We start from the raw sequence: 24,694 nt of genomic DNA, 5'->3' as shown, positions 1-24,694 counted from the left end.
AAGTGCTCTCTGTGCGAACCGGGCGGCCGGCGGGGGGTCGGCGGCACGGTTCGTACGACTCCGCCAGAGAACTGAACGCGCTCGCGGGCGGCCGGGTCACGGTCGTCATCGCCCGCTCCTGGTGCCGCGCTGCCCGTCGGGCCGCGGGACGCCGCTCCCGGGCCTCGCCGTGGCGGGTCCGCTGGGCCGGACTCCGGCCGAGGGCCCGCGCCCCCTGCCGCCGGTCTGCCGTCCGGGCTTCCTGAGGGTCTGCCGAGCGCCCTGTGGACGCCCGGCGCGGGTCCGGACGCGCCGCGAGGGCGACGGTTCGGCCTGCTCGGAGCCGGTACGGGCGTCCCGTTCGGTCCTGAGGCAGGAGCGCAGGGACTCGGGGTCGAGCCCTTCGTTGCACGCCTGGTGGAGCAGCCGGGCGAAGACGTAGTCGGGGTCGGCGTCGAGCGCGAGCCCGAGGGCGACGCGTGCGGTCGGTTCGTCGCCCGTGGACCAGGCGGTCCACCCGGCGAGGCTGAGGGGCGCGGCGGCGTGTTCCTGGTAGGGAGCGACACAGCGCCGGGCCAGTACGCGCCAGAGCCGCAGGGCGGCGGTGCCTTCCCGGCCTTCCATCCATTCGGCGGCGCGGTCCCGGGTGACGCGGTCCTGGAGGCCGAGGATCAGCGCGGCCGCCTCGTCGGTCCCGATCAGGCCGTCGTCGGCGGCGTCGCCCGCCGCCGTGGCGCCGGCCGGCCTCGCCTGCCGTGTCCGGCCCGTCGGGGCGGCGGGACCCGTCGGGTTCTTCGGGTCGGTGAACCGGCGGAGGGCCTCGCGGGCGAGCCGCAGCGTCGTCTCCCGCACCTCCTCGCGCCCCTTGCCTTCGGCGCCCTCGAGGATGCGCGGGACGATCGCGGCGGCGGCCGCGTCGAGGGCGGCGCGCTGCTGCTCCTCCCCGGGCCTGCCGGACGGCTTCAGCCGGGCCTCCATGTCCTTCAGGGAGCCGCGCACCTGGACGCCGGCGTACGCGGCCGTCGCGGCCATCACCGATGTGCCGCTGAGGGCGAGTGGGGTGCCGTCCGGCGGGCAGCACCGGGCGTCGGGGCAGCAGTAGGAGAAGTAGAGGCCGTCGGAGATGCAGAGGGCCTCGTAGACGGGGATGTCGAGGGCGCCGCAGGCGGTCCGGAGCCGCTGCGCGAAGGGGCGGAGTCGTTCCATGACCCTGCGGCCGGTCTCCCCCGGTGCCGGGTCCTGGCAGAGGAAGACCACGATGCCGTCCGGTCGGGTGCCGCGGCGGGTGCCTCCCTCGACGAGGCACTCGGCGAGGTGGTCGGCGGTGGACGCCCATTCACGGGGTGAGCTCGGGATGCCGAGCCTGACCCGGCCGCCGAAGCGGCCGTGCTCGCCGTGGAGAGCGACCAGGACGACGGAGTCGGTGGGGTGGAAGCCCAGCATGAACGGAAGGGCGTCGGCCAGTTCCGCCGGGCCTCGCAGGGTGATCTGCTGGGTACGGGAGAGTCCGCTGGTTTCGTGGTGATTCGCGTTCATGGTCAGGACGGTCTCGTGATCTCCCGAAATCCGAAACCCCTGTGGATAACTCCCGAAACGGGGTATCCGTCGCTCTGTCGAGTTGTCCACAGGTTCGTCGCCTCATTCGCGCGATGTCCGAGGCATCGGGTTGCATGGAGGCATGACCCACGCTGACTCCCTGGAAGACCGCGCCGCCCTCAGGACCGCCGCCGACACCGTGCTCGCCCGTCTCGTCTCGGACCCGACAGGCAAGGCGAGACTGCGCGAGGACCAGTGGCGGGCCATCGAGGCCCTGGTCGCGGACCGGCGCCGGGCCCTGGTGGTGCAGCGGACCGGCTGGGGCAAGTCCGCCGTGTACTTCGTGGCGACGTCGCTGCTGCGTGCTCGCGGCAGCGGCCCGACCGTGATCGTCTCTCCGCTGCTGGCGCTGATGCGCAACCAGGTGGAGGCCGCCGCCCGGGCGGGCATCCGGGCCCGGACGATCAACTCGTCGAACACGGAGGAGTGGGACACCGTCCAGGAGGAGGTGGCCGCCGGCGACGTGGACGTGCTCCTGGTGAGCCCCGAGCGGCTCAACAATCCCGACTTCCGTGACCAGGTGCTCCCCCGGCTCGCGGCGGCCACCGGTCTGCTCGTGGTCGACGAGGCGCACTGCATCTCGGACTGGGGGCACGACTTCCGGCCCGACTACCGCCGGCTGCGCACGATGCTGGCCGATCTGCCGTCCGGTGTTCCGGTGCTCGCGACGACGGCGACGGCGAACGCCCGGGTGACGGCGGACGTGGCCGAGCAGCTCGGGACGGGGGCGGGCACGGACGCCCTGGTGCTGCGCGGCCCGCTCGACCGGGAGAGCCTGAGTCTGGGCGTCGTCAGGCTGCCCGACGCGGCCCACCGGCTGGCCTGGCTCGCCGACCATCTCGGCGAGCTCCCCGGGTCGGGGATCATCTACACGCTGACGGTCGCCGCCGCCGACGAGGTGACGGCGTATCTGCGTCAGTGCGGCCACACGGTCTCGTCGTACACCGGCCGGACGGAGAACGCCGACCGGCAGCAGGCCGAGGACGATCTGCAGGCCAACCGGGTCAAGGCGCTGGTGGCGACCTCGGCCCTGGGCATGGGGTTCGACAAGCCGGACCTGGGCTTCGTGGTGCACCTCGGGTCGCCGTCCTCGCCGATCGCCTACTACCAGCAGGTCGGCCGTGCCGGCCGCGGCGTGGAGCACGCGGAGGTGTTGTTGCTGCCCGGGCAGGAGGACGAGGCGATCTGGCGCTATTTCGCCTCGGTGGCGTTCCCGCCGGAGGAGCAGGTGCGGCGCACGATCGACGTGCTCGCGCAGGCGGGCCGACCGCTCTCGCTGCCCGCCCTGGAGCCACTGGTCGAGCTCCGCAGGACCCGGCTGGAGACGATGCTCAAGGTCCTCGACGTGGACGGCGCCGTGCGGCGGGTGAAGGGCGGCTGGGAGAGCACGGGCCGCCCCTGGGCGTACGACACGGAGCGGTACGCGTGGGTGGCGCGGCAGCGGGAAACCGAGCAGCAGGCGATGCGCGACTACGCGGCGTCGACGGGGTGCCGGATGGAGTTCCTGCGGCGCCAGCTGGACGACGAGGAGGCCGCTCCGTGCGGTCGCTGTGACAACTGCGCGGGCGGTCGCTTCGACCCCAAGGTCTCCGACGCGGCGCTGGACGCGGCCAAGGGCGAGCTGGGGCGGCCCGGCGTGGAGGTCGAGCCCCGGAAGATGTGGCCGACGGGGCTGGCCGCCGTGGGGGTCGATCTGAAGGGCCGTATCCCGGCGGGTGAGCAGGCGTTCGGCGGGCGGGCCCTGGGGCGGCTCTCGGACATCGGCTGGGGCAACCGGCTGCGTCCGCTGCTGGCCGACGGCGCACAGGACGGGCCTGTCCCCGACGACGTCGTGCAGGCCGTGGTGCACGTGCTCGCCGACTGGGCGAAGGGGCCGGGCGGTTGGGCCTCCGGGGCGCCGGACGCGCCGGCCCGGCCCGCCGGGGTGGTCACCGTCGCCTCCCACCGCAAGCCGAAACTGGTGGGCTCCCTCGGCGAGCGCATCGCCGAGATCGGCAGGATGCCCCTCCTCGGGGTCGTGGAGTACGCCCCCGAGGCCGCGGAGTCGCGGCTGTCCCGGACCAACAGCGCCCAGCGGGTGGTCGGTCTGCAGCGGACGCTGACGGTTTCGGCCGAGTTGGCGGGCCGGCTGGCCGGCGCCGGGGGGCCGGTCCTGCTCGTGGACGATCTGTCCGACAGCGGCTGGACCTTGGCGGTGGCGGCGCGGCTGCTCCGGCGGGCTGGAGCGGAAGGGGTGTTTCCGCTGGTGCTCGCCGTCCAGGGGTGAAACAGGAGGGGAAACGGGGAGTGAACAATGGGCAACTGGGCAGGGATATGAGTGTCATACCGGCGCATTCCCGTCAGCGGCCTCAATTGCTCGTTGCCGCTCGCGCACGGGCCAGCAAGAATTGGGATACCGCCCCACTCGGCCCGTCAGCGGTCCGGAAGGACTGTGCCGTGGTGCGCCCTCACCCGACTTTGCCCGCCTGGCGGGCGCGTATCCGAAGGGAGGACCGTGACCCTCGGATTCGCTCCGCCCACAGCCACCTCGCTCAGATCGCCGTCCGAATCCGCCAGCCGTCTGGCTCGGATGCTCGAACCCGCCGAGTGGACCGCGGCCGGAATTCCCTTGCTGCGCAATCCGCGTGAGGTCGTCAGCGGCCTGCACTCCCGTCACGCGCCCACGCCCGCGACGGCGGTGCTGGCCGTCCTGGACCACGAGGAGCGCCTCGCCGCCAGTGCCTCCTTCGTCCGCCGCCCCGCCCCCGCGGACGGCTGGGAGTTCCGCAACGCGCTCCTCGCGCATCTGCGGCGGGTCATTCCGCACGACCTGCGCAGGCGCGCTCCGGTCCGGACGGCGGTCCTGCTGTACTGCCGCGAGGGGGACGAGCGCTGGACGGAGGAGGACGGAGCCTGGATGTGGGGGCTGCGGGACGCCTGCACGCTCCACGGGCTCCGTTGCGGCGCGTACATCACGCTGACCCGGGGTGGTTGGCAGGTGCTCGGCGAGGGCCGGGGAGGCCGTCGCCCGAGCTCCGACTCGTCACCCCTGCCGATCGGCGAGGTACCGGCCGAACTCGGCCGGCTCACACCGAGAACCGCGAGCGGTGCGACCGAACCTCTGCGCCGGGCCGCCGCGCGCTGATCACGCGTACGGCACGACGGCCTTCGCCGGGCCGGGTCCACTCGGGGCCGGCCCGGCGAAGGACAGGTCGGTCAGACGCCGGCGCCCGCTCCGAGGAGCGAGGAGGCGCGCTGCTCGTCACCGCAGACGACGAGCAGGACGCCCGCGCGGTTCATCGCCGACGGCAGTGCCCGGGCGGCCGTCTCCTCGTCGCCGCCGTTGAGGGCGACGATCACCACGGGGCGGGCGGTGGCCCGCTCCACGGCGGAGGCGTCCGCGAAGAACACGTCGCCGCCGGTTTCCTGCTGGGCCCAGTAGGCGTCCTCACCGAAGGACAGCTCGTGCGCCGCCCACGGGTGCTGGTCGCCAGTGGTGAGCACCAGGACGTCGCCGGGTGCCCGGCCGCTCTCCAGCAGCAGGTCCAGGGCCTCCTCGGCCGCGTCGAGCGCGCCGTCGAGGGGGGCCGGGATCAGCTGGAGCTGCGGCGTGGATCGCTGGTCGGAACGATTCTCCGGCCGGTTGGCCGGAGACGGGCCGGGGCGCGGCGCCGGAGCCGCGGGCCCGGCCGGGGCCGGACCGGGGCGTCCGGGACGCGGAGTGGCCGCTGTGCGCGGACCGGGTACGGGACGAGGGGTCGACGCGGGGCGGCCGGCGGCCGCGGTGGCGCGGGGACCCTGGGCGCTCTCGTGAATCTGAGGCTCCTCGGAAGGCAAGGGTGGATGGAGGTCGAATGCCGCTGCGCGGAGCACCGGCGGGTGGGCACGCATGTGCACCCCGGGCGCGTGAGGGGCCACCCTTGGGCGGGTCCCCGCGACCGGAAGATCAGAAGTCGAAGCCGAGTTGGCCCCCGCTCTCCAGCGCGGCCGCCTCGGCGGAGAGGCGGACCTTCTTGAGGTGGCGCCACTGGGGCAGGGCGTCCAGGTACGACCAGGAGAGACGGTGGTACGGGGTGGGCCCCAGCTCTTCGAGCGCCGCTTTGTGGACCGGGGAAGGGTAGCCCGCGTTGGCGCCGAAGCCGTAGGCCGCGTAGGCCCCGGCCTCGAGCTCCGCCATGAGGGCGTCACGGCGGACCTTCGCGATGACGGAGGCGGCCGCGACGGCGATGCAGGACTGGTCGCCCTTGATCACCGTACGGACCTGCCAGGGGCTGCCGAGGTAGTCGTGCTTGCCGTCGAGGATCACCGCGTCCGGGCGGACGGGAAGCCCTTCGAGTGCCCGGACGGCCGCGAGGCGCAGGGCCGCGGTCATCCCGAGTTCGTCGATCTCCTGCGGAGAGGCGTCGCCCAGCGCGTACGCCGTGACCCACCGCTCGAGTTCGGCGGCGAGCGCGGTCCGGCGTTTGGGGGTGAGCAGTTTGGAGTCGGTGAGGCCCTCGGGGGCGCGGCGCAGACCGGTGACGGCCGCGCACACCGTGACGGGGCCGGCCCACGCCCCGCGCCCGACTTCGTCGACTCCGGCGACGACCTTGGCGCCGCTGGTGGCGCGGAGCGATCGCTCGACAGTGTGGGTGGGAGGTTCGTACGGCATGGCGCCAGCCAGGTTACGCCGCCCGGTGCCGGGTGCGATACCCGGATTCCCCCAGGACCCCGGAGAGGTCTTCCCGCCGGGGTCCCGGGCCTGCCGTCGGCGGGCCCGGGAGGCCGCTTCAGCCGCGTTCGGCACGCACCAGCGGCAGCATGATCCGGTCGATGACGGCGGCGATCTCCGCGTCCGACCATTCGCTTCCGTACACCTTGGATCGGTACATCATCATCGCCGGGATCACGTCGAGGACCAGCCCGTCCACGGCGTCGGCGCGCACCTCACCGCGGGTGATTCCGCGCCGTAGCACGTCCGTGAAGAGGCGGGTGGACGGCTCGACCACCCCCGTGACGATCAGTTCATGGAACCGCTCCGCGGAGTCCGCGTCGCATTCGTGAAGTACCGCGCGCAGTGCAAATCCAGGCTTGGAGTACATGACGTCCCGGACCCGGAGGCAGAGCTCGTACAGGTCCTCGCGCACGCTTCCGCGGTCCGGCGCCTCGTCGAGTGTCGGGAGTCCGGCCTGGAGGGCGTCCACGACGAGGTCCTCCTTCGACGGCCAGCGGCGGTACACCGCGGCCTTGCCGGTCTGCGCGCCGACCGCGACGCCTTCCATCGTCAGGCCGTTCCAGCCGACGGTGCCAAGCTGGTCGAGCGTCGCCTCCAGAATGGCCCGTTCGAGTACGGGACCGCGGCGTCGCGGCGCTGCCCCTCCCGGCCGGGCGGCGGCCGCGGAGCGCGAAGTAACCATCAGGATCTCTCCGTTGTGGCGATGCGGATTGTCGGCAGCACTCAGTGAACGGTTGCGTTCACTGAGGGGGACTCACTACCGTGGTGGACAGTGAACGGGTGCGTTCACTAATTCTTCCGTGGGGGATCCATAGTGACAACTTCTCCGCTGGACACCCAGACCAAGGACGGCCCCGCCCGCGGCGCGGGCCGGCCGGGCATCGCCCTGGCCGTCATCGCCGCCTGCCAGCTGATGGTCGTCCTCGACGCGACCATCGTGAACATCGCCCTGCCGCACATCCAGGACGCGCTCTCCTTCTCGACGACCGACCTGTCGTGGGTGCTCAGCGCCTATACGCTCACCTTCGGCGGCCTGCTGCTGCTCGGCGGACGCGCGGGGGACATCCTGGGCCGCCGCCGGGTCTTCCTGGCCGGCATCCTGCTCTTCACCTTCGCCTCGCTGCTCGGCGGCTTCGCCCAGGAGCCCTGGCAGTTGCTCGCCGCGCGGGCCCTGCAGGGCGTGGGCGGCGCGATCGCCTCGCCCACCTCACTCGCCCTGATCACCACGACGTTCGCCGAAGGTCCGGAGCGCAACCGGGCGTTCGGCGTGTTCGCCGCCGTCTCCGCCGGCGGCGGCGCCATCGGTCTCCTCGCCGGCGGCATGCTCACCGAGTGGCTCGACTGGCGCTGGGTCCTCTTCGTCAACGTGCCGATCGGCCTGCTGATCGCCTTCCTCACCCCGCGCTACATCGCCGAGTCCGAGCGCCATCCGGGCCGTTTCGACATCGTGGGCGCCGCGACCTCGACGCTGGGCATGGCGGCGCTGGTGTACGGGTTCATCCGGGCCTCCGAGGAGGGTTGGAAGGACGCGCTGACCATCGGCTCCTTCGTCACGGCGGTGGTCCTCCTGGTGGCCTTCGTGCGCGTGGAGTCGCGGGCCAGGGAACCGATCACTCCGCTCCGGATGTTCGCGGACCGCAACCGCTCGGGCACGTACATCATCATGCTCAGCCTGGCGGCCGCCATGTTCGGCATGTTCTTCTTCATCGTGCTGTGGGTCCAGGACGTCCTCGGCTACACCCCGATCCAGTCCGGGCTCGCCTTCCTTCCCGTGACGGTCGCCATCGCCCTCGGCGCGGGACTCGCGCAGCGCTTCCTCCCGGCCCTCGGCCCCAAGCCGTTCATGGTGGCCGGCTCGGCGATCACCGCGGCCGGCCTCTTCTGGCAGATGTTCATCACGCCGGACAGCACCTACGCCGACGGCGTCCTCGGCCCGATGCTGCTGTTCGGCTTCGGCATGGGCCTCAACTTCGTGACGCTGACGCTCACGGCCGTCTCGGGAGTGGCCCAGCACGAGGCGGGCGCCGCCTCGGGCCTGCTCAACGCCACCCAGCAGGTCGGCGGATCGCTCGGCCTGTCCATCCTGGTCACGGTGTTCGGCACGGCGAGCCGCGAAGAGGGGGCGCGTCAGGTACCCGCCTTCCTCGCCGCCGCGACGCCCGAGCAGAAGGCCGAGTTCGCGAAGACCGGGCAGCTGCCCGCCCCATGGGGTCACGAGGTGCTGACCTCGGGTATCGCCTCGGCCTTCATGGCGGCCGCGGTGATGGCGCTGCTCGCGCTGGTCACGGCGGTGCTGATGATCAGGGTCCGCAAGAGCGACCTGGAGGCGCTCAGCGGCCGCGCGGAGGCCGCCGGGCCGGTGGCCTGAGCCGCCTCCGCCCACCGGTCCGCCCGCCTGTCGACACCCGGCCCACGCGTCGACGACGAGGTCCCCCGAACCCCGGACGGGGGTCGAGGGACCTCGTGCGTGGATCCGCTCCCGGCGGACCCGTGCGGCCGCGACGTACGTCGCGGAACGTCAGGCGGAGGCCCCGTCCGGAACCCACTCGGGAAGCGCCTCGGTGTGCCCCAGCCAATCGGCCGGCGGCGCACCGGCCGCTGTGCCGGCCACGACGCCTCCGGCGATGGCGCAGGTCGTGTCGACGTCGCCGCCGACCTGCGCGGTCGTCCAGAACACCCGCTCGAAGTCGCCGAGGCCACGGGCCGCCGACCAGAGGGCGAAGGGCACCGTGTCGTGCGCGCTCGTCCTGCGGCCGCTGCCGAGCACGGCGGCGACCGTGCCCGCGTCGCCGTAGTCGAGCATGTCGCGGGCCCTGCGCAGACCCGCTCCCACCGCGCTGCGCGGGACCAGCGCGATGACGCCGTCGAGCAGGGCTTCGGGGGTGGGCGGTCCGGCGGGGTCGGCGGCGAGCGCGGCCGCGGCGGCGACGGCCATCGCGCCGACCACGGCCTCCCGGTGCTGGTGCGTCGTGTAAGCGGAGATCTCGGCCTGGTGCGTCGCCTGCTCCGGGTCGTCCGCGTACCAGGCCCCGAGCGGGGCGATCCGCATCGCGGCGCCGTTGCCCCAGGAGCCCTGGCCCTTGAAGAGACCGGCGGCCAGCTCGCGCCAGTCGCCGCCCTCCCTGATGAGCCGAAGCATCCGGTTGACGGCGGGGCCGTAACCCCGGTCGAAGTCGTGGTGCCGGGCGAAGGAGAGGGCCAGGGCGTCCTGGTCGATCCTGTCGTGGTGCACGAGCACGGCCAGGACGGAGCAGGCCATCTCGGTGTCGTCGGTCCACTGCCAAGGGCCGGCGGGCAGCTCACGCCGCTTCAGCAGGGGGTAGTGGGCGGGTACGAAGAACTGGGAGCCCAGGGCGTCTCCCACGGACAGCCCGCGCAGGCTGGCCAGGGCGCGTTCGAAGCGCCGGTCGAGTGAGGAGTCAGCGGTCATCGCTCTGCCACTCTATCCGGTGCGACCGTACGGTTCCGGGGTACGCCAGCGCTCGAACGGCCTGTCCAGACGGTATCTGCCGTCCTCGCCGAGCAGAAGGGTGCGGGTTTCGGCGTTGCCGGGGTTCGACAGCGACTCGAAGTCGGCGACCGTCCAGTGGAACCAGCGCATGCAGAACAGGCGCATGGTCAGTCCGTGGGTGACGAGCAGGACGTTCGGCGGATGGTCGGGCGCCTCGAAGCTGCGGTACAGGCTCTCCAGGAACGCCCCGACCCGGTCGTAGACGTCCGCCCCCGACTCGCCCTGGGCGAAGCGGTAGAAGAAGTGCCCGTACGCGTCCCGGTACGCCTTCTGCAGCCGTACGTCCTCCCGCTCCTGCCAGTTGCCCCAGTCCTGCTCCCGCAGCCGGGGCTCCTCCCTGACCCGGACCTGCCCGGGAGGCAGCCGGAACGCCCGGAGGGTCTCGTGGGTGCGGCGGTACGGCGAGACGTAGACGCTGACCGGTTCGTCGCCGAAGAGCTCCCGGAGCCGCTCCCCCGTCTCCTCCGCCTGCCGCAGGCCGGTCTCGGTGAGCCGCAGCGCATGGTCCGGCTCCCGTTCGTACACCGTGTCGTCGGCATTACCCTCGGACTCTCCGTGCCGTACGAGAACGATGCGCCGCGGTCGTGCCATACCCCGACCCTAGATCGCGGGCCCAGGACAGGCTCGGCCGGGCCCTCGCCCGGACTCCATACGGTGTACGGGAGCGGCCGGCGCCCGGCGCGGCGCGCACCCCGGGGGCAGGACCCACGCCGGTTCGGGACGCGCCCGGTTCAGACTGTCCACGCCGGTTCGGGACGCGCCCGGTTCAGACCGTCCACGCCGGTTCGAGCCGCACCACGTCACCGGAGAGGGCCGCCACGTCGGCCGCGGTCCGCGCCCGCAGACCGAGCCGCTCGATGCGCTCCACCCGGTACTTGCCGTGCTCGGCGGCGGAGTGCCACATCGAGAGCACCAGGAACTCGCTGCCGGGTGCCTCCCCGAAGAGGCCGCGCAGCATGCCGGGGGATCCGGCCATCGCCGGGTTCCACACCTTCTCCTGCATGAGCGCGAAGTGCTCGGCGCGGTCCTCGTGGACACGGCAGTGCGCCACCCGGGCCACGTCGGCGTCGGAGAACCGCGGCTCGAACCCCGTCTTCACGTCGAAGCGGTGGTCGAACAGCTTGACCTGGATGTCCTTGAACGTGCCCACCTGCGAGGCCGCCAGACGATCGTGCGACCGCGCCATGAAGGAGTCGTAGAAGGCCCGGCTCTCCCAGAACGCGAAGATGTGGGCGACGTCCGGTCGAGCCCGGCTCCACCCGCCACCCTGCCCCCGGAACCCCGGCTCACCGAGCAGCCCCGCCCATTTCCGCTGTCCCCGCTCGAACCCTCGACGGTCCACCACGGTGCAGCGAATCCACTTGACCAGCACCGCGCCATCGTACGGCGCGGGAGAGCGCCCCGGCAGACCCTCTCAGGACCCGGCCGGGTGCAGGCGCTCCAGGCCCGCGCGCTCCCCTGCGTCCAGCTCGATCCCGAAATCGGCCTCCAGGACGGCGATCAAGTCGCTGACCGACACCGTCCGTTCCTCGGCGACGCCGTCCGTCCGCACGGTCGACAGCGTCTCGCGCACCAGGGCTCTGCGCACGTCGGCGCCGGGCTGCTGGGCCACGACCTGGCCGAGGAAGCGCGACAGCGGGTGGCTGGAGCTGTAGTGGTTCATGACGGTGAAGTCCCCGGGGTAGAGGCTCTGCGGAGCGAACGCGTACAGATCGGCCCACCCCTCCGGCCGCAGGGAGCGCAGCACGTGGATGCCCTCGTCCTCGAAGCCGATCCCGAACGTCCAGCCGCCCTGCTCGACGCGCGCCCCGTCCCGCAGGGGCACCGGCTCCAGCGGCCCCTGCCAGCCGAACCCCACGTCGGCGAGCCACGGTTCGCCCTCCACGGTGACGACCAGCAGCGCGTGCGTGATCGGCGTGAGCGCCCCGCCCCGTGAGCGGTTGCGCGCCCCGCGACCGGCGACCGGGAACCCGATCCGTTCGAGGACCGCCGCGAACAGGGAGTTCTGCTCATAGCAGTAGCCTCCCCGGCGCCGCCCGACGAGCTTGCCCTGGAGGCTCTTCAGGTCCAGCGGCACCTGCCGGCCGAGGGCGACGTCGAGGTTCTCGAACGGAACGGTCAGGACGTGCGCCCGATGAAGGGCCGTCAAGGTCCTCAGGTCAGGCCGGAGTTCCCCGTCCCGCCCCGGGTCGTATCCGATTCGAGCCAGATATGCGTCGAGATCCAGCTCCTCACCACTCCACAAACCGCTCTCCCCCTCAAGCTCCGGTCCCTCTGTCGTAGCCCCATGACACCATGGGCAATCAGCCCACGACCACGGGCTTTTCAGCGACTGGACGGTACGCGGCGAGGCGTGCGCGGGGGCGCACAGGAAGAGGGGAAGCACCATGGGCGGACTCAACAAGGGAGTGGGCCGTATCGAGGTGACGCTCAGGTGGGACCCCGCGCCCGCCGGTGCGCCGGCCCACGACCTGGACCTCGTCGCGGGTGTCTTCTCGGCGGCCGACCCGCACGGGGCACCGGTGTACCTGGTGCACTTCGGCAGCCGCTCCCCCGACGGCACGATCACGCTCCACCGCGACAGCCGCACGGGGCAGGGCTTCGGTTACGACGAGGCCATGACCCTGGAGCTGGACCGGCTGGCCGCGGAGTACGCGCGCGTGGTGGTGGGCGTGGCGATACAGCAGAACGGCGGGCGGGTGGCCTTCGGCGGCATAGCCAACGCGGGCATACGGGTCCGTGAGGGGTACGACGACCTCCTGAACCACGATTTCGCGGACGTGCCCGAGGCGCTCTCGGCGACGGTCGTGGAGTTCACCCGTGCCGGGGCCGGCTGGTCGTACCGCTCGATCAGTCAGGGTTTCGACGCGGACCCGCAGACCTTCGCCACGCTCCTCGGCGCCGCCCGGTCCTGACATCCCGGCGGCTCACCCCGCCGGGCCGAGCCGCGAGGGGCGCCGGCCCACGGCCGACGCCCCTCGGGGCCGTCTTCTCCTCACCCGGACGTACCGTCTACGCCCTCCGTGCGTCGTCGCGGTAGGCCCGCAGACCGAGCTCCGGTGCCACGGAGTCCGCGAGGCACGTCAGCCGGTGGTCCCCCGCGGCCAGCCCCTCGCGCGCCGCGCCGCACCAGTCCTCGCGGTCGGTGAGGGCCAGGTACGACCTGCGGGCCGCGTCCCAGCGCGCCCTGGTCGCGGGGGCGTCGGACCGGACGGGCGACTCCTTCATGAGGTAGGCGGCGACGGTCGCCGCCACGAAGTACCGCTCCGCGCTAGGTCCCAGTGCGCCGACGTGACGGGCATGGGCCTCCAGGATCGCGAGGGCGTGCGGGTAGTAGCGGAGGGACTCCCCCATGCCCTCGCAGTACGTCATCACATGGAGGATCCGCCCCGCCTGGTCCACGAGGGCGGCGTCGTGCCCGGATTCCGCGATGATCTCGTGCAGCCCGGTCACCTCCGCGACCCGGTCGGCGAAGTAGCTGTTGAGGAAGTCCCCGTCGAGGGCCTTCCGCATCAGCCACGGCCGGACGACGGGATGATCGTCCACATGTCGGCAGAGCGTCTCCACGACATGGACACGCCCCCAGCCGGTCACCCGCTCCCCCAGCCAGATCAGCCCCTCGAAGCCGCCGGGCAGCCGCACCAGCGCCTGGGCCGCGAGAGTCCCGAACCAGTGGGAGAGCAGGCCGACGGTCTGGATCCTGGGGATGTCGGCCATGGTGCCGGACTCGGCGAGCAGGGCCAGACCGACGGCCACGGACCCGATGTCGGTCCCGTGCCGGACCAGCCACCGGCCCGTCCGGCGGGCCCTGTCCGCCGGCGCCCTGCGGGCGGCGCCCGCGATGTGCTCGTCGGGTCGACACTCGGGAGGCAGGCGGCGGAGCCTGGCCGCCAGCTGGCCGGGCGAGACGTCCGGGGCGCGGAAGTAGTGGTCGAGGAGCCTGGCGACATCGGTGCCGCGCAGGGCGCGGTCGGGCTCGGGTTCCCCGCGCGGTCGGCCCCTGCGTTCCACTCCGGGGAAGGGCTCCCCACCGCGGTGAAGGGGGGTGTCCGGGGTCAGCCGATGCAGCCGGAGCGCGTGCTGGAACAGCGTGGTCGTGGGGTCGGGACGTCCCGACCCGGGCGTCCCGCTCATCGGCGGAAGGACGACTCGATTCTGTTGATCATGCCCGGGATCCTGCCACCGCCCCGCCCACCAGGGCAAGGGCGGTGACACCGGACGTCCGGCCGGAGGTCAGGCGCGGCAGCGCAGCATCTCCAGCGGAGGGTTGGCGAGGAGGTCCGCCCAGAACTCCGCCCCGAACGCGCGCAGGCCGGCGTCGGACACCCCCAGCGGGACCCACGTCAGTTCGCCGAACCCGGCCGCCCGCAGGCACGTCTCGTAGACCTCGCGGCGCGGGAAGGTACTGACGATCGTGACCGGCGGGTCGAGCAGTGCCGTGGTCCGCACGCGCGGTCCCGCCTCGGCCTTCTCGCCGGTCAGCTCGGTGACGAAGCCGTACTTGGCCAGCGAGGGCCCGTCGAAGTCGTAGTCGGGTGACTGGTTGAACAGGAAGAGCTCGGCGCCGGGCGCCAGGTTCCGGTGCACGTTGCGGCACATCCGTTCCATGCCGGCCACGTCGTCCGCGTAGTTGAGCAGCTGCACCGCCACGGCGACGTCGAAGCGCCTTCCGAGCGGGCGCAGTTCGGCCGCGTCGCCCACCTCGTAGCGCACGCCCAGCGGATCGCGCTCCTCCAGCTCCCGGGCCACGGCCACCATCTCACCGGAGATGTCGATCCCCAGGACCTCGGCGGCACCGCGCCGCCTGAACTCCCGGCTGTAGAAACCGGTGCCGGACGCCAGGTCGAGGACCGACTTGCCGCGTACGTCGCCCACCATGTCCAGGAAGCTCGGCACCTCCCCGTACCGCACCACCGGAAGGGCCTTGAAGCCCTCGAACGCCTCACCGATCTCGTCATACTGCTGCACACCCATGGTGCCGCCCTCCCCTGTACGCCGTCGGGTTCCGGCCTCGGCTTCCGCCCTGGGACACGCCTCGGCCTCCGCGGTCAGTCTTGCCGCCCCCTGACGGACCGTCGTACTGGCGGAAGCCACGAAGATCCGTACACGGCCCCGGCCTTGTGTACGGGCGTCGGGACGCGGGGCGGAACCGGAAGGCGGCCCGCCGGGCACGACGAAGGGGACCGGCACGAGGCCGGTCCCCTTCGTGGACCACTGGTCAGCCGTCCCGGCGGGCTACGTCGGAGGCGGGGTCCGACGCGCTGCCGCCCGGTGTCAGCTGCAGCCGCTGGTCGAGCCGCAGCCCTCGCAGATGTAGCAGGAGCCGGCGCGCTGCATCTTCGTACCGCAGGAGAAGCAGAGCGGGGCGTCGGCGCTGATGCCGAGCTGCATCTCGACGAGCTCCGCCGAGGTGTGGGCCTGCTGGGGCGCCGGGATCTCGGTCTTCGGGGCCGGGACCGCGACGGCCTTCAGCTCCTGGGCGCGGGGCGCGGACTGGGCCAGCGCCTCGACGTCGACCTCGTCCTCCTCGGCCTGCTCGTACGAGCCGGTGTCCAGGTGCCGCTGGCGCTCCTCGGCCGAGTGGATGCCGAGGGCGGAGCGGGTCTCGAAGGGCAGGAAGTCCAGCGCCAGGCGACGGAAGATGTAGTCGACGATCGACTGCGCCATCCGCACGTCCGGGTCGTCCGTCATGCCGGCCGGCTCGAAGCGCATGTTGGTGAACTTCGAGACGTACGTCTCCAGCGGGACGCCGTACTGCAGACCGACGGAGACGGCGATGGAGAAGGCGTCCATCATGCCGGCGAGGGTCGAGCCCTGCTTGGACATCTTGAGGAAGACCTCGCCGAGACCGTCGTCCGGGTAGGAGTTGGCGGTCATGTAGCCCTCGGCGCCACCGACGGTGAAGGAGGTGGTGATCCCCGGGCGGCCCTTGGGCAGGCGCTTGCGGACGGGACGGTACTCGACGACCTTCTCGACGGCCTCGCGGATCGTCGCCTCGGACTTCGCGGTGACCTCGACCTTCTCCTCCTCCTTCTTCTTGGCGGAGAGCGGCTGGCCGACCTTGCAGTTGTCGCGGTAGATCGCGAGCGCCTTGACGCCCATCTTCCACGCCTCGAAGTACACCTCCTCGACGTCCTCGACCGTGGCCGTCTCCGGCAGGTTCACGGTCTTGGAGAGGGCGCCGGAGATCCACGGCTGGATGGCGGCCATCATGCGGACGTGGCCCATCGCGGAGATGGAGCGCTCGCCCATGGCGCAGTCGAAGACCTCGTAGTGCTCGGTCTTCAGGCCGGGGGCGTCGATCACATTGCCGTGCTCGGCGATGTGGGCGACGATCGCCTCGATCTGCTCCTCCTGGTAGCCCAGGCGGCGCAGGGCCTGCGGAACGGTGCCGTTGACGATCTGCATCGAGCCGCCGCCGACCAGCTTCTTGAACTTGACCAGGGCGAGGTCGGGCTCGAGGCCGGTGGTGTCGCAGGACATCGCGAGACCGATGGTGCCGGTCGGGGCGATGACCGATGCCTGCGCGTTGCGGAAGCCGTTCTTGGCGCCGAGGCGGACGACGTCCTGCCATGCCTCCGTGGCGGCGGCCCAGATCGGCGAGTCGAGGTCGTCGTAGCGGACGGCCTTGGTGTTCTCGTCGGCGTGCTGGCCCATGACGCGCTGGTGCGGCTCGGCGTTGCGGGCGTAGCCGTCGTAGGCGCCGACGACCGCGGCGAGCTCGGCGGAGCGCTTGTACGAGGTGCCGGTCATCAGGGAGGTGATGGCACCGGCGAGGGCGCGGCCGCCGTCGGAGTCGTACGCGTGGCCGGTCGCCATCAGCAGGGCGCCGAGGTTGGCGTAGCCGATGCCGAGCTGGCGGTAGGCGCGGGTGTTCTCGCCGATCTTCTGGGTGGGGAAGTCGGCGAAGCAGATGGAGATGTCCATCGCGGTGATGACGAGCTCGACGACCTTGGCGAAGCGCTCGACGTCGAAGGACTGGTTGCCCTTGCCGTCGTCCTTGAGGAACTTCATCAGGTTCAGCGAGGCGAGGTTGCAGGACGTGTTGTCCAGGTGCATGTACTCGCTGCACGGGTTCGAGCCGTTGATGCGGCCGGACTCGGGGCAGGTGTGCCAGTGGTTGATCGTGTCGTCGTACTGGATGCCCGGGTCGGCGCAGGCCCACGCGGCCTCGGCCATCTTGCGGAAGAGCGACTTGGCGTCGACCTCCTCGATGACCTCGCCGGTCATGCGGGAGGTGAGGCCGAACTTCCCGCCGGACTCGACGGCCTTCATGAACGTGTCGTTCACGCGGACGGAGTTGTTGGCGTTCTGGTACTGGACGGACGTGATGTCGTCGCCGCCCAGGTCCATGTCGAAGCCCGCGTCGCGCAGCGCGCGGATCTTCTCCTCCTCCTTGACCTTGGTCTCGATGAAGTCCTCGATGTCGGGGTGGTCGACGTCGAGGATGACCATCTTGGCCGCGCGACGGGTCGCACCGCCCGACTTGATCGTTCCCGCGGAGGCGTCGGCGCCGCGCATGAAGGAGACCGGGCCGGAGGCGTTGCCGCCGGAGGAGAGCAGCTCCTTGGAGGAGCGGATGCGGGAGAGGTTCAGGCCGGCGCCGGAGCCGCCCTTGAAGATCATGCCCTCTTCCTTGTACCAGTCGAGGATCGACTCCATGGAGTCGTCGACGGACAGGATGAAGCAGGCGGAGACCTGCTGGGGCTGGGGCGTGCCGACGTTGAACCAGACCGGCGAGTTGAAGCTGAAGATCTGGTGCAGGAGGGCGTAGGCCAGCTCGTGCTCGAAGATCTCGGTGTCGGCGGGCGAGGCGAAGTAGCCGTACTCCTCGCCGGCCTTCGTGTACGTCTTCACGATCCGGTCGATGAGCTGCCTGAGACCGGTCTCGCGCTGCGGGGTACCGACGGCCCCGCGGAAGTACTTGCTGGTGACGATGTTGACCGCGTTCACCGACCAGAAGTCGGGGAACTCGACGCCACGCTGCTCGAAGTTGATCGAGCCGTCGCGCCAGTTGGTCATGACGACGTCACGGCGCTCCCAGGCCACCTCGTCGTACGGATGCACGCCGGGGGTGGTGTGGATGCGCTCGATACGCAGGCCCTTGCTCGCCGACTTGGCTCCCTTGGTGCGGGAACCACGTGCCGGGCCGCTCGCCGTCTCTGTCATGCCGCCTCCCATATACGGGCAAAACACACTTTGGCACCCAGAAAGTCCCAGGGCACCGTCTTCTGTACGTCGTTCTGTACTGCTGCCACGAGGACCTCGCGGGTCGCTCGGGGCACGTCTGCCGGGCCGCACGGCGGCCGGTCGCCGGGCCTCGGTCGGCCCGGACCGCCGATCTAGTCGGCGGCGGTGGCGGGAACGGGGACCTCGGGGGTCACACCGGTCCCGCTGGTCTCAGCGGGAGGCCGCACGCGGAGATCCGCGATGGCGGCCTCGAAGTCTTCGAGGCTGTTGAACGCCTTGTAAACGGACGCGAAGCGCAGGTACGCGACGAGGTCGAGCTCCTGCAAGGGGCCGAGGATGGCCAGACCCACGTCGTGGGTGGTCAGCTCGGCGCTCCCGGTGGCGCGCACCGCCTCCTCGACCCACTGGCCGAGCTTGGCGAGGGCGTCCTCGGTGACCGGTCGCCCCTGGCACGCCTTGCGGACGCCGGAGATGACCTTGGTACGACTGAAGGGCTCGGTGACGCCGGAGCGCTTCACCACCATGAGCGAGCACGTCTCCACCGTCGTGAAACGACGGGAGCAGTCGGGGCACTGGCGACGGCGTCGGATCGACGTCCCGTCGTCGGTGGTGCGACTGTCGACGACACGGCTGTCGGGGTGCCTGCAGAAGGGGCAATGCATGGTTCCGACCCTCCCTCACAGCACGACTGATGAGCCTCACCGGCCCGTCAAGACCCTGCGAAGCGACCACCAGCATAGGCGATGTGAGCACCCTCGGCAGACCGAGGACCACAACCCCTGGGTGGCCGGTGCCATCCAACCACTAGATCTTGGGTTGTGGGCGATTCCATGCCCTGCGCGTGTCGCAACCCGCCCACTGCCGGGATTCCGGCCCCGCGGATGCGACACTGGGAGGCACGGCGGAGGTCACGGGCCGGCGGCGGAACGACGGCCGCGATCGCTCCACGACCGCGGCCTGAGAGTGCTCATACACCCCCACACATAGAGGCGTAAGGCAATCTGCGATTTTTCACTCGAACGTGTGTTTGGCGCAACCTTTCGAAAGCTACTACCGTTGTGCCAGCCAGGGAGACCATTCGAGAGGGGCCGACGACGTGACCACCACCGCAGACAGTGCCACCATCACCGCCCAGGACCGCTCCCAGGGCCGACTCGAGCCGGTGCACGCCATGAACGACGCAAGCATGAACAGCGAGGAGCCCGGGCGACCCGCCCGCGCTCTTCCCGGGCGACCTCCAGGCATCAGGGCCGACAGTTCCGGGCTGACCGACCGGCAGCGCAGGGTCATCGAGGTCATCCGTGACTCCGTCCAGCGGCGGGGCTACCCGCCGTCGATGCGGGAGATCGGTCAGGCGGTGGGCCTCTCCAGCACCTCCTCGGTCGCCCATCAGCTCATGGCACTGGAGCGCAAGGGCTTCCTCCGCCGCGACCCGCACCGCCCCCGGGCGTACGAGGTGCGCGGGTCGGACCAGCCGAGCACCCAGCCGACGGACACCACCGGCAAGCCCGCCGCCTCGTACGTCCCGCTGGTCGGCCGGATCGCGGCCGGTGGCCCGATCCTGGCCGAGGAGTCCGTCGAGGACGTCTTCCCGCTGCCCCGGCAGCTGGTCGGCGACGGCGAGCTGTTCGTCCTGAAGGTCGTCGGCGACTCGATGATCGAAGCCGCCATCTGTGACGGCGACTGGGTCACCGTCCGCCGCCAGCCCGTCGCGGAGAACGGCGACATCGTCGCCGCCATGCTGGACGGCGAGGCCACCGTCAAGCGCTTCAAGCGCGAGGACGGCCACGTCTGGCTGCTCCCGCACAACGCGGCGTACCAGCCCATCCCCGGCGACGAGGCCACCATCCTCGGCAAGGTCGTGGCGGTGCTCCGGCGGGTGTGACACTCCCCGCCGGCTCTCTGGACCGGGCCCCGGGACCTACTGCGCCGGTCCCGGGGCCCTGCTGTGTCCGCGGCCCCGGGCCCCTGGCTCTCCAGGGCCCGGGGCCGTGGCATTCCGAGGCCCCGGGGCCGGCTGCCTCCGGGGCCCGGAGGCGTGGCTCAGTCGGTCGCCGCCTTCGAGGCCGCGTCGATCGCCGCCAGGGACTTCCGCACCTGGTTGCGGTCCGTGGTGTACCAGAAGTCGGGCAACGAAGCCTTGAGATAGCTGCCGTACCTGGCCGTGGCCAGCCGGGGATCGAGGACCGCCACCACACCCCGGTCACCCGTGGCCCGCACCAGCCGGCCGGCGCCCTGCGCCATCAGCAGGGCGGCATGGGTCGCCGCGACGGCCATGAAGCCGTTCCCGCCGGCTTCCTCGACGGCCTTCTGCCGCGCGCTCATCAGAGGGTCGTCCGGCCGCGGGAACGGGATCTTGTCCATGACGACCAGCTGACAGCTGGGCCCGGGGACATCCACGCCCTGCCAGAGCGACAGCGTGCCGAAGAGACAGGTCTTCGGATCGGCGGCGAAGTTCTTGATCAGCTCGCCCAGGGTGTCCTCACCCTGGAGCAGGATCGGCAGCTCCGGGATCCGGGACCGCAGCTCCTCCGCGGCCTGCTGCGCCGCGCGCATGGAGGAGAACAGACCGAGGGTCCGGCCGCCGGCCGCCTGGATCAGTTCGGTGAGCTCGTCCAGCATGTCGCCCCGCTCACCGTCCCGCGCGGGGCGGGAGAGGTGCTTGGCGACGTACAGGATGCCCTGCCGGGGGTAGTCGAACGGGGAGCCGACGTCGAGGCCCTTCCAGACGGGCAGGTCGTCCCCCTTGGTGCCCTCGGGAGCGAGGCCGAGCGAGGCGCCGACGCCGTTGAAGTCGCCGCCGAGCTTGAGCGTCGCCGAGGCCAGGACCACGGACCGCTCCGTGAACAGCTTCTCGCGGAGCAGGCCCGAGACGGTGAGCGGCGCGACCCGCAGCGACGCACCGAAACGGTCGTGCCGCTCGTACCAGACGACGTCGTACTCCGAACCCTGGGTGATCCGCTCCGCCACGCCGTGGACGGTCTCCACCGAGGCCATCGCCTGCTTGCGGACGGCGTCCTCGTCCTGCACGGACCGGTCCCGGGTGGAGCCCAGCGCCGTGATCACGGCACGGGCGGCGTCGCGCAACGCCATCAGCGCGTACGCCAGGTCCTCCGGGACCTCCTCCAGCCGGCCCGGCAGGGCCAGCTCCATGACCCGCTCGAAGCCCTCGGCCGCGGTCTGCAGCTGGTCGGCGACCTTCTCGTCGACCAGCTTCGCCGACCGGCGTACGGCCCGGTTGACCTGGCCCGGAGTGAGCTCCCCGGTGGCCACGCCGGTGACCCGGGAGACCAGCTCGTGGGCCTCGTCGACGATCAGCACCTCGTGCTGCGGGAGGACCGGGGCGCCCTCGATCGCGTCGATGGCGAGCAGCGCGTGGTTGGTGACGACGACGTCGGCGAGCTTGGCGCGCTCGCGGGCCGCCTCGGCGAAGCACTCCGGCCCGTAGGCGCACTTGCTCGCGCCGAGGCACTCCCGGGAGGAGACGGAGACCTGCGCCCACGCCTTGTCCGAGACGCCGGGCGTCAGGTCGTCCCGGTCCCCGGTCTCCGTCTCGTCCGACCAGTCCCGCAGCCGCAGCAGGTCCTGACCCAGCTTGCTGGTGGGCGCGGCGGCCTCGAAGGGGTCGAAGAGGCCGTCCTCCTCGTCCTGCGGGACCCCTTCGTGGAGCCGGTGCAGGCAGAGGTAGTTCGACCGGCCCTTGAGCATGGCGAACTGCGGACGGCGGCGCAGCTGCGGATGCAGCGCGTCGACCGTGCGGGGAAGATCGCGCTCGACGAGCTGGCGCTGGAGCGCCAGGGTGGCCGTGGCCACCACGACCCGCTCCCCCTGGGCCAGCGCGGGCACGAGATAGCCGAGCGACTTTCCGGTGCCGGTGCCGGCCTGGACGAGGAGGTGGGAGTTGTCGTCGATGGCCTCGGCCACGGCCGTGGCCATGGTCACCTGGCCGGGCCGCTCCGTGCCGCCGACGGCGGAGACGGCGGCGTGCAGGAGGTCGGGGAGGGATGGCTTCGTCATAGCCCCTCCAGCCTAAGGGGCACCGCTGACAGCCCGGCCACGCGCGCGCGTCACGCGAGCGGATTGGGGACGGTGCCGTGGACGGCGGCGTGGGGGCGCTCGGGCCGGTCGCGGTAGCCGTCCAGGTGCAGACGGTTGCGGTTGAGGCAGAGCCGCTCGATGCGCGGGGTGAGGAGATCGAAGAGCTCGAACCGTTCCTTCAGCTCGGGGAAACGCGCCTGGTGGCGGAGGATCTCCGCCCGGACGAGGGACCAGAAGTCGGCCTCGGGCACACCGAGTTGTTCCTCGCAGAGCGGCGCGAGATAGCGGAAGACGCCGACGAACAGCCCCGAATGGATGAACTGGACGAGGAAGCCGGGCTCCTCGGTGAGGAGGACGGCGCGGACGTCGTCCGGCATCGTCGCGTGCTCGGGCAGCGGCTGGGCGCTGATGTTCACGTCGTCGACGAAGTCCTTGATCGCCAGCCGTACGGGGACGTCGTCGCCGTCGTAGACCACGATGGCGTTCTCGCCGTGCGGGGAGAAGACGGTGCCGTAGCGGTAGAGGAAGTGCAGCAGCGGCGGCAGCAGTGCGGCGAAGAGGTGCCGCAGCCACACGGCGGGCTCGAGTCCGGAGCGCGCGACGAGTTCGGCGACGAACGCCCGCCCCTCCGGGTCCGTGTGGAGGAGGGAGGCGAGGGTACGGGCCCGCTCGCCCGGGGGCAGCCGCAGCGGCTCGCGCCAGATCGCTCCGAGCAGTTCCTTGTACTGGTACGGGACTTCGGGCAGCCGGTCGTACAGCGGGTGCTCGACGGTGACGGAGGCGACCTCGCCGAGGAGGATCACCCCGCACTCGTCCCGCAGGAACGGGTCGTCTTCGCGCAGGCCGTGGACCCAGGCGGTCACGGCGGGGGCGGCGAGGGTCCGTTCGGTGGGCAGTCCGCGCCAGACGAGGGTGTTGAGCACCGACAGCGGGAGCTTGACGGTGTGCCGGTCGGGGCGGCTGGCGTTGAGGAAGGTACGGACGGACTGCTGTGGCAGGCGGAGGTCGGCGTCGGCGGAGAGCGGGACGACCGTCCCGGCGGCGACGGCCGGGGCGTACAGCGGGAGCAGGATCTCGTCCCACTGCCAGGGGTGGACGGGCAGCAGGAGGTAGCCGTCGGGTTCGTGGCCCCGGGCGGTCAGTTCGGCGCGGAAGGCGGCGTGGACCTCCGGGTCGAGCTCTTGGGCGTAGAGGCGGTCGGGGGTGTCGAGTCCGGAGACGCCTCGGTAGGCGGCGAGGCGGTTGCTGACGGCGATCCACGGCAGCCGGGTGGCGCGCCGGGCCTCGGGGGCCCAGCGGGCGGCGTCGCTGGCGGAGAAGCCGATGCGGCCCTTGTTCAGGACGAGCCAGGGGTGACCGGTCTGATGGCCTTCGAGCTCCGCGTACGGGAGGTCGGCGAGCCGGGTCGCGGTGAGGGCCGTGTGGTCGAGGCGGGTGTCGGCGGCGAGGGTGGCGGAGAGCTCGCGGATGAGGTGCCCCAGGGTGGCGCCGTCGAGCTGGAGGAGGCGGCGGGCGCGGACCAGGAAGTCGAGGGGGTCGGTCATGGGCCGGCCCTCGTGGGTGATCGAGTCGGCGGCGATCCGCCAGCTGCCGTAGGCACCCCGGCGGGCACGGAAGGTGAGCGTGGTGCCGTCGTCGAGCCGCAGCGCGTGGCCTTCGGGGTTGCCGTCCGGGGCGCCGTCCTCGGCGGGGACGGGCTCCAGGACCTCCTCGTAGGCGAATTCCGCCAGGGCTTTGGCGAGCAGACGGGAGGAGGCGCGGGTCCAGGCGGCGGCGGTCAGCTCCGGGGGCGCGAGCAGCTCGGGGGGCGTGAGCAGTCCGGGAGCGGGGTCCGGCGCGGGCGAGGGGGACGCGGCGGGCGGGGTGGGCCGAGCGGAGTCGTGGGGTGCAGGGGACTTCGACACGAGGACTCCTCGAAGTGGGAACCGCTGTGGGCCGAGCGGTGTATGAAAGACAGAGGGGTGATCACAGAACGTGACGGAGCGCGCGGTCACGGATCATGAGCGCCGCTCGCTTGTCGGGGAGGTCGACTTCCGCCGCGTAGCGGAAGCCGCCGCCGAGGAAGGCGGAGACGGAGGGGGTGTTGCGGATGTCGGGTTCGGCGACGACTCGGGTGCAGCTGGGGCGGTGGTCGAGGACGAGATCGGCGACGGCGCGCAGGAGTGTGGTGCCGACGCCTCGGCCGCGGTCGGTGACGCCTCCGATCAGCAGATGGATACCGGTGTCGTGGGGGCGCGCCGGGTAGTGCCGGGCGAGCGGGTCGAGATCGGCGCGGTAGATCTCGAAGTAGCTCATGGGGGTGGCGTCGAGCAGGCCGAGGCAGGGGACGCTGCGGCCGTCGCCTTCGAGTTGGGCGCGGAGGTGCTCGGCGGTCACGGCCTCGTCTCCGGAGAGCTCCCAGAAGGCGGCGACGGCGGGGTCGTTCATCCAGCCTGTGAGGAGCGGCAGGTCCCGTTCCAGTCGGACGGGGACGAGCCGGAAGGAGCCGGCCGGGGTCGCGGTAGGGCCCCAGTCGGCGACGGAGTCGAGCAGGTCGCCGTCGAGGAGGGCGACGAGGTCGTCCAGCCTCAGGTCCAGGGTGTCGTCCCCGGGCGGGTCGGCCGGTGGGCGGGTGGGTGACACGGTGTCGCCCTCCTCTCGGCGGTGGGATCGGGGCGTGGGCGCTCAGGAGGTGGGTCGGGCAGATG

At 71.9% G+C, this 24,694-nt stretch carries 20 protein-coding genes; 5 read left to right on the top strand and 15 right to left on the bottom strand.

The window, feature by feature from the left end; all coding sequences use genetic code 11:
* Positions 1–105: 105 nt before the first annotated feature.
* Positions 106–1,515 carry a DUF4192 domain-containing protein gene (locus ACFVZH_RS27745; RefSeq protein WP_384901369.1) on the bottom strand — a complete coding sequence of 470 codons (1,410 nt, stop codon included), beginning with the start codon at positions 1,513–1,515 and terminating at the stop codon, positions 106–108.
* 142 nt (positions 1,516–1,657) lie between these two features.
* Here ACFVZH_RS27745 and ACFVZH_RS27740 point away from each other — a divergent pair, with 142 nt between their 5' ends.
* A complete protein-coding gene (locus ACFVZH_RS27740) occupies positions 1,658–3,841 on the top strand; it encodes a RecQ family ATP-dependent DNA helicase (protein WP_384901367.1) in 2,184 nt (727 codons plus the stop codon).
* A gap of 228 nt (positions 3,842–4,069) precedes the next feature.
* On the top strand, positions 4,070–4,699 hold the full coding sequence (locus tag ACFVZH_RS27735) for a hypothetical protein (RefSeq protein ID WP_384901366.1): 630 nt from the start codon (positions 4,070–4,072) through the stop codon (positions 4,697–4,699).
* Between the two features lie 71 nt (positions 4,700–4,770).
* Here ACFVZH_RS27735 and ACFVZH_RS27730 read toward each other — a convergent pair whose 3' ends face one another.
* The 3 genes from ACFVZH_RS27730 to ACFVZH_RS27720 form a co-directional block, all read right to left on the bottom strand.
* The gene (locus tag ACFVZH_RS27730) at positions 4,771–5,445 is read right to left on the bottom strand and encodes a hypothetical protein (RefSeq protein WP_384901364.1); all 675 of its coding nucleotides are present in this window, start codon (positions 5,443–5,445) and stop codon (positions 4,771–4,773) included.
* 55 nt (positions 5,446–5,500) lie between these two features.
* Positions 5,501–6,205, bottom strand: coding sequence for a ribonuclease HII (locus ACFVZH_RS27725; RefSeq protein ID WP_384901362.1), 705 nt, complete (start codon positions 6,203–6,205; stop codon positions 5,501–5,503).
* 118 nt (positions 6,206–6,323) lie between these two features.
* A complete protein-coding gene (locus ACFVZH_RS27720) occupies positions 6,324–6,950 on the bottom strand; it encodes a TetR/AcrR family transcriptional regulator (protein WP_384901360.1) in 627 nt (208 codons plus the stop codon).
* 132 nt (positions 6,951–7,082) lie between these two features.
* Here ACFVZH_RS27720 and ACFVZH_RS27715 point away from each other — a divergent pair, with 132 nt between their 5' ends.
* Positions 7,083–8,636, top strand: coding sequence for an MFS transporter (locus ACFVZH_RS27715; RefSeq protein ID WP_384901359.1), 1,554 nt, complete (start codon positions 7,083–7,085; stop codon positions 8,634–8,636).
* A gap of 150 nt (positions 8,637–8,786) precedes the next feature.
* On the opposite strand, the gene ACFVZH_RS27710 is transcribed toward ACFVZH_RS27715, so the two are convergent.
* The 4 genes from ACFVZH_RS27710 to ACFVZH_RS27695 all read right to left on the bottom strand — a co-directional run bounded on the left by ACFVZH_RS27710 (position 8,787) and on the right by ACFVZH_RS27695 (position 11,928).
* Positions 8,787–9,698: an ADP-ribosylglycohydrolase family protein gene (locus ACFVZH_RS27710; protein ID WP_384901357.1), complete on the bottom strand. Its 912-nt coding sequence runs from the start codon at positions 9,696–9,698 to the stop codon at positions 8,787–8,789.
* Positions 9,699–9,710: 12 nt separating this feature from the next.
* Positions 9,711–10,370: a histidine phosphatase family protein gene (locus ACFVZH_RS27705; RefSeq protein ID WP_384901355.1), complete on the bottom strand. Its 660-nt coding sequence runs from the start codon at positions 10,368–10,370 to the stop codon at positions 9,711–9,713.
* Positions 10,371–10,545: 175 nt separating this feature from the next.
* Positions 10,546–11,151, bottom strand: coding sequence for a YdbC family protein (locus tag ACFVZH_RS27700; protein WP_384901353.1), 606 nt, complete (start codon positions 11,149–11,151; stop codon positions 10,546–10,548).
* Positions 11,152–11,193: 42 nt separating this feature from the next.
* Positions 11,194–11,928, bottom strand: a complete 735-nt coding sequence (locus tag ACFVZH_RS27695) for an arylamine N-acetyltransferase (protein WP_384901352.1) — start codon at positions 11,926–11,928, stop codon at positions 11,194–11,196.
* A 238-nt stretch (positions 11,929–12,166) separates the two neighbouring features.
* Between ACFVZH_RS27695 and ACFVZH_RS27690 the strand changes: the two genes are divergently transcribed.
* The gene (locus tag ACFVZH_RS27690) at positions 12,167–12,694 is read left to right on the top strand and encodes a TerD family protein (protein WP_384901350.1); all 528 of its coding nucleotides are present in this window, start codon (positions 12,167–12,169) and stop codon (positions 12,692–12,694) included.
* Positions 12,695–12,791: 97 nt separating this feature from the next.
* Here ACFVZH_RS27690 and ACFVZH_RS27685 read toward each other — a convergent pair whose 3' ends face one another.
* The 4 genes from ACFVZH_RS27685 to nrdR all read right to left on the bottom strand — a co-directional run bounded on the left by ACFVZH_RS27685 (position 12,792) and on the right by nrdR (position 18,631).
* Complete coding sequence (locus tag ACFVZH_RS27685) at positions 12,792–13,913, bottom strand: hypothetical protein (protein ID WP_384901348.1); 1,122 nt, start codon at positions 13,911–13,913, stop codon at positions 12,792–12,794.
* A gap of 99 nt (positions 13,914–14,012) precedes the next feature.
* The gene (locus tag ACFVZH_RS27680; protein ID WP_384901346.1) at positions 14,013–14,753 is read right to left on the bottom strand and encodes a class I SAM-dependent methyltransferase; all 741 of its coding nucleotides are present in this window, start codon (positions 14,751–14,753) and stop codon (positions 14,013–14,015) included.
* A 300-nt stretch (positions 14,754–15,053) separates the two neighbouring features.
* Positions 15,054–17,948, bottom strand: coding sequence for a vitamin B12-dependent ribonucleotide reductase (locus tag ACFVZH_RS27675; RefSeq protein WP_384901345.1), 2,895 nt, complete (start codon positions 17,946–17,948; stop codon positions 15,054–15,056).
* 173 nt (positions 17,949–18,121) lie between these two features.
* Positions 18,122–18,631, bottom strand: a complete 510-nt coding sequence (gene nrdR / locus ACFVZH_RS27670) for a transcriptional regulator NrdR (protein WP_384901343.1) — start codon at positions 18,629–18,631, stop codon at positions 18,122–18,124.
* Positions 18,632–19,065: 434 nt separating this feature from the next.
* Here nrdR and lexA point away from each other — a divergent pair, with 434 nt between their 5' ends.
* Positions 19,066–19,854 (top strand): transcriptional repressor LexA, encoded by a 789-nt coding sequence (gene lexA / locus ACFVZH_RS27665; protein WP_384901341.1) that lies wholly within the window; start codon positions 19,066–19,068, stop codon positions 19,852–19,854.
* Positions 19,855–20,012: 158 nt separating this feature from the next.
* Here the strand turns inward: lexA and ACFVZH_RS27660 are convergent, their stop codons facing one another.
* From ACFVZH_RS27660 to ACFVZH_RS27650, 3 genes are all read right to left on the bottom strand, one after another.
* A complete protein-coding gene (locus tag ACFVZH_RS27660; RefSeq protein WP_384901339.1) occupies positions 20,013–21,986 on the bottom strand; it encodes an ATP-dependent DNA helicase in 1,974 nt (657 codons plus the stop codon).
* A 50-nt stretch (positions 21,987–22,036) separates the two neighbouring features.
* Complete coding sequence (locus ACFVZH_RS27655) at positions 22,037–23,911, bottom strand: IucA/IucC family protein (RefSeq protein ID WP_384901337.1); 1,875 nt, start codon at positions 23,909–23,911, stop codon at positions 22,037–22,039.
* A gap of 61 nt (positions 23,912–23,972) precedes the next feature.
* On the bottom strand, positions 23,973–24,629 hold the full coding sequence (locus ACFVZH_RS27650; protein ID WP_384901335.1) for a GNAT family N-acetyltransferase: 657 nt from the start codon (positions 24,627–24,629) through the stop codon (positions 23,973–23,975).
* Between the last annotated feature and the right edge of the window lie 65 nt (positions 24,630–24,694).

The organism is Streptomyces sp. NPDC059534 (assembly GCF_042743475.1).
GTDB lineage: Bacteria > Actinomycetota > Actinomycetes > Streptomycetales > Streptomycetaceae > Streptomyces.
This window is presented reverse-complemented; position numbering and strand designations above follow the sequence as displayed.

Bases quoted from the DNA above. Each gene is read 5' to 3' on its own strand.
- ACFVZH_RS27685 (WP_384901348.1), bottom strand. From the start codon at position 13,913: ATGAGCGGGACGCCCGGGTCGGGACGTCCCGACCCCACGACCACGCTG.
- nrdR (WP_384901343.1), bottom strand. From the start codon at position 18,631: ATGCATTGCCCCTTCTGCAGGCACCCCGACAGCCGTGTCGTCGACAGT.
- ACFVZH_RS27710 (WP_384901357.1), bottom strand. From the start codon at position 9,698: ATGACCGCTGACTCCTCACTCGACCGGCGCTTCGAACGCGCCCTGGCC.
- ACFVZH_RS27730 (WP_384901364.1), bottom strand. From the start codon at position 5,445: ATGCGTGCCCACCCGCCGGTGCTCCGCGCAGCGGCATTCGACCTCCAT.
- ACFVZH_RS27740 (WP_384901367.1), top strand. From the start codon at position 1,658: ATGACCCACGCTGACTCCCTGGAAGACCGCGCCGCCCTCAGGACCGCC.
- ACFVZH_RS27720 (WP_384901360.1), bottom strand. From the start codon at position 6,950: ATGGTTACTTCGCGCTCCGCGGCCGCCGCCCGGCCGGGAGGGGCAGCG.
- ACFVZH_RS27745 (WP_384901369.1), bottom strand. From the start codon at position 1,515: ATGAACGCGAATCACCACGAAACCAGCGGACTCTCCCGTACCCAGCAG.
- ACFVZH_RS27680 (WP_384901346.1), bottom strand. From the start codon at position 14,753: ATGGGTGTGCAGCAGTATGACGAGATCGGTGAGGCGTTCGAGGGCTTC.
- ACFVZH_RS27725 (WP_384901362.1), bottom strand. From the start codon at position 6,205: ATGCCGTACGAACCTCCCACCCACACTGTCGAGCGATCGCTCCGCGCC.
- ACFVZH_RS27690 (WP_384901350.1), top strand. From the start codon at position 12,167: ATGGGCGGACTCAACAAGGGAGTGGGCCGTATCGAGGTGACGCTCAGG.
- ACFVZH_RS27675 (WP_384901345.1), bottom strand. From the start codon at position 17,948: ATGACAGAGACGGCGAGCGGCCCGGCACGTGGTTCCCGCACCAAGGGA.
- ACFVZH_RS27705 (WP_384901355.1), bottom strand. From the start codon at position 10,370: ATGGCACGACCGCGGCGCATCGTTCTCGTACGGCACGGAGAGTCCGAG.
- ACFVZH_RS27660 (WP_384901339.1), bottom strand. From the start codon at position 21,986: ATGACGAAGCCATCCCTCCCCGACCTCCTGCACGCCGCCGTCTCCGCC.